This window comes from Floridaenema aerugineum BLCC-F46 (assembly GCF_041929345.1).
Classification (GTDB): domain Bacteria; phylum Cyanobacteriota; class Cyanobacteriia; order Cyanobacteriales; family Aerosakkonemataceae; genus Floridanema; species Floridanema aerugineum.
In genome coordinates, this window is sequence record NZ_JBHFNQ010000154.1 from 1 (window position 1) to 3,173 (window position 3,173).

3 protein-coding genes are annotated in these 3,173 nt (G+C 38.7%); 1 reads left to right on the forward strand and 2 read right to left on the reverse strand.

The features are described from left to right. Positions 1–243: 243 nt before the first annotated feature. Together ACE1CC_RS20215 and fmdA are read right to left on the reverse strand one after the other, a co-directional pair. The gene (locus ACE1CC_RS20215) at positions 244–528 is read right to left on the reverse strand and encodes an FmdB family zinc ribbon protein (protein WP_413272236.1); all 285 of its coding nucleotides are present in this window, start codon (positions 526–528) and stop codon (positions 244–246) included. A 200-nt stretch (positions 529–728) separates the two neighbouring features. After that, positions 729–1,904 carry a formamidase gene (gene fmdA / locus ACE1CC_RS20220; protein ID WP_413272237.1) on the reverse strand — a complete coding sequence of 392 codons (1,176 nt, stop codon included), beginning with the start codon at positions 1,902–1,904 and terminating at the stop codon, positions 729–731. A 342-nt stretch (positions 1,905–2,246) separates the two neighbouring features. Here fmdA and ACE1CC_RS20225 point away from each other — a divergent pair, with 342 nt between their 5' ends. Then, positions 2,247–3,119 carry an urease accessory protein UreD gene (locus ACE1CC_RS20225; RefSeq protein WP_413272238.1) on the forward strand — a complete coding sequence of 291 codons (873 nt, stop codon included), beginning with the start codon at positions 2,247–2,249 and terminating at the stop codon, positions 3,117–3,119. Positions 3,120–3,173 lie beyond the last annotated feature (54 nt).

A 3,173-nucleotide genomic window follows, 5' to 3' on the forward strand; every position in this document is an offset into this window, starting at 1 on the left:
TAGTTAATCGTTCCGAAGTTAAGCATTCTCATACACATAAACACCATCATAATCATCATCACGATCATAGTAGACCTTGGATGATTGGGCATTAAAAAATTGGTACGTTGTTTGGGGGGAGAAGAAAAATTATAAAAATAAAAAAAAAAAAAAAATAAAAAAAAAAAAAAAAAAAATAAAAATTTTTGTTGTTTTGTTTTTTTTTTTAATTCTTTCTTTTCCCCCCAACAACGTACCAATTTTTTAATGCCCAATCATCCAAGGTCTACTATGATCGTGATGATGATTATGATGGTGTTTATGTGTATGAGAATGCTTAACTTCGGAACGATTAACTATGCGAGGTTCTGCACTTTGATCGATGCGAGTTCTTAAAGATTGAGGTGTCATAATTAAGCCAGCTACAGAATAAACTCGTTTAGCTTCCGCTTGGCAAGTTGGGCAAAGCATCGGTTTGCTAGCTTCGCTCATACTGCGGAATTTTTCAAAAGTTCCACAACTTTGGCAATCAAATTCGTAAAGAGGCATAGTTAATTTTAAAGTGAGGATGGTTAGGGTAGAAATAGATTTCTTGCAAAGTTCACAAATCTGGCTTTTTTACCACAGATATCCACAGATGAACACAGATAGTAAAAATGCTTGGAATGGGCGGGTTTTGACTTTTATCTTATTCGTGAGTATTGCAATTTTTGGCTAAACCCGCCCCTACCTATTTGTATTAATGTAATTTATGTTGGTAAGACATTCTTTTCAAAAATTGCTGTGGGAACTGCGAGGGTACAACAAGCATTAGGAATGTCTACAATGCCACTTATTCGCCCTTCTACTGGTGCGGAACCTAAAAGCAGGTAAATTTGCTCTCCGGTATAACCGAATTTCTTGAAATATTCGATCGCATTCAAACAAGCACGCCGATAAGCAACATGAGCATCTAGATAATATTGTTGCCCAGTAAATTCATCAACAGAAATCCCTTCAAATACCAGATATTCAGAATAACGAGGTTCCACAGGTCCCGGTTTAAAAATGGGATTGGTTAAGCCATATTTTGCCACGCCACCTTTAATAATATCGACGTGCAAATCAATGTAACCTGCCATTTCGATCGCACCACAAAAAGAAATTTCTCCATCACCTTGGGAAAAGTGAATATCTCCCATTGAAAGTTTTGCGCCGTCTACATAAACCGGAAAATAAATTCTCGAACCTTTGGACAAGTTTTTAATATCGCAGTTTCCCCCATGTTCGCGAGGTGGCACAGTTCTGGCTGCTTCTTTAGCAACTCTGTCATATTCTGCACCTTTTAATGAGCCAAGAATTGCATTTTGTGGGTTAGGTAATGCGGCTAAAGGTGGTACGCGATCGGGGTTAGTTGCTACTAAGTCTGCTTCCCGTTTATTCCAAGTAGCAAGTAAGTCATGAGAAGGCGCACAACCGATTAATCCAGGGTGAGGAATTCCGGCAAATCTCACATCAGGAATATGCCGAGATTTAGTGTAAATTCCTTGAATATCCCATATCGCTTTTTGAGCAACTGGAAAATGTTCTGTCAGGAAACCACCGCCATTTTCTTTGGCAAAAATTCCCGTGAATCCCCATTCATATTCTGATAATGTTCCCACATCTAAAATGTCAACAATCAGAATATCTCCGGGTTGGGCACCGTTGACATGAATTGGCCCACTTAATACATGAACTACCGTTAAATCAACATCTTTGACATCGTTGGGGTTGTCATTATTGCCAATTTGTCCATCTGTCCAATCTTTACATTCAATGCGAAATACAGCCCCCGGATTAACAGAAACTATTGCTGGAATATCAGGATGCCAACGATTATGTCCAACCAAGGGTTGTTCGGTGAATGGCTTGTTTAAGTCTACTTTGAAGAGAACTTCAGGCATAGTATTCCCCTGATTAGTTAAACTTTTTTGGTGTTATCCGTCCCGCAGATTGGCTAATTAATTTTGCCTTTTAGCTGCACTTAAGTTAAAGATAACTATACCCCATATACTGTATTTTTCAATACAAAAAACTCTGAGAATCTGTAACTATTAATTGAGTTTTAAGTAAAGTATTGTATGCTAATATTTAGATTGTTGAACAATCGTTTAAATTTAATAATTGAAATTCGGAAATTTGGCAAGTAATTTCGCGTATCATTTAATCAAATCTGTCAGCCAGATCCCCGACGAAAGCAGAAGTTGTCGGGGATCTGTGTACCTCCCAATACCTATTAATACAAAGTGAACGATACATCTACCGATCGAATAGTTAATCCTTTATCTTCTGGATGGCAGGGAAAAGTTAATTTAATTTATGCCGATCGCCAAAACACCACCAAACTAATCCACAATTTAGCGATCGCACCTCTAAAAGTACAAAAACCTTTCTATCCAGAAGGTACAGATTTTTGTCATAGCGTAATTTTGCACACTGCGGGGGGAATGGTAGGAGGCGATCGGCTTTCATTTGATGTGCAATTACAACCAAATGCTAAAGCCTTAATTACCACTGCTGCTGCTAGTAAAATTTATCGCAGCAACGGCTTACAAGCCAAACAAAATATTCAAATAAAAGTAGATTCCGGCGCTTATTTAGAATGGCTACCTCAAGATACTATTATTTTTAATGGGGCAAACTATCGCCAAGATTTGCGTGTAGAATTAGCCCCTAATTCCAGTTGGTTAGGTTGGGAACTTACCCGTTTTGGACGTAGCGCCAGAGGTGAGAAATTCTTAACAGGAGAATGGCGCAGTTACACGGAAATTTGGCGAGAAGGAAAACCTTTGTGGATAGATAGACAATGGCTACCAGCCGGGGAAGGAATTATTAATAGTCCTCATGGTTTAGCTGGACAACCAATAGTTGCTAGTTTAGTTTGGGTAGGTGAAAAAGTATCACCGGAAATAGTAGAAAAAGCGCGAGAGATATGGCAAAATCAGCCTGATTTTTCTAGTAGAGGAGAAGCAGGAGTTACCCAATTAACGGAAGGTTTATTATGTAGATATCGGGGCGCTTCCAGTATCGAAGTGAAACATTGGTTTAAACAAGTTTGGCATTTGTTAAGGTTAAGTTTTTGCGATCGTCCCAGTTGTCCGCCCAGAGTTTGGCAGTAAAATTAAGTAAAGTACGTTGTTGCGCTTCAGCGCTCTTATTAGCGCTGAAGCGCA

Excerpts from the sequence above, each read along its gene's own strand:
- ACE1CC_RS20215 (WP_413272236.1), bottom strand. The coding sequence starts at position 528 with ATGCCTCTTTACGAATTTGATTGCCAAAGTTGTGGAACTTTTGAAAAA.
- fmdA (WP_413272237.1), bottom strand. The coding sequence starts at position 1,904 with ATGCCTGAAGTTCTCTTCAAAGTAGACTTAAACAAGCCATTCACCGAA.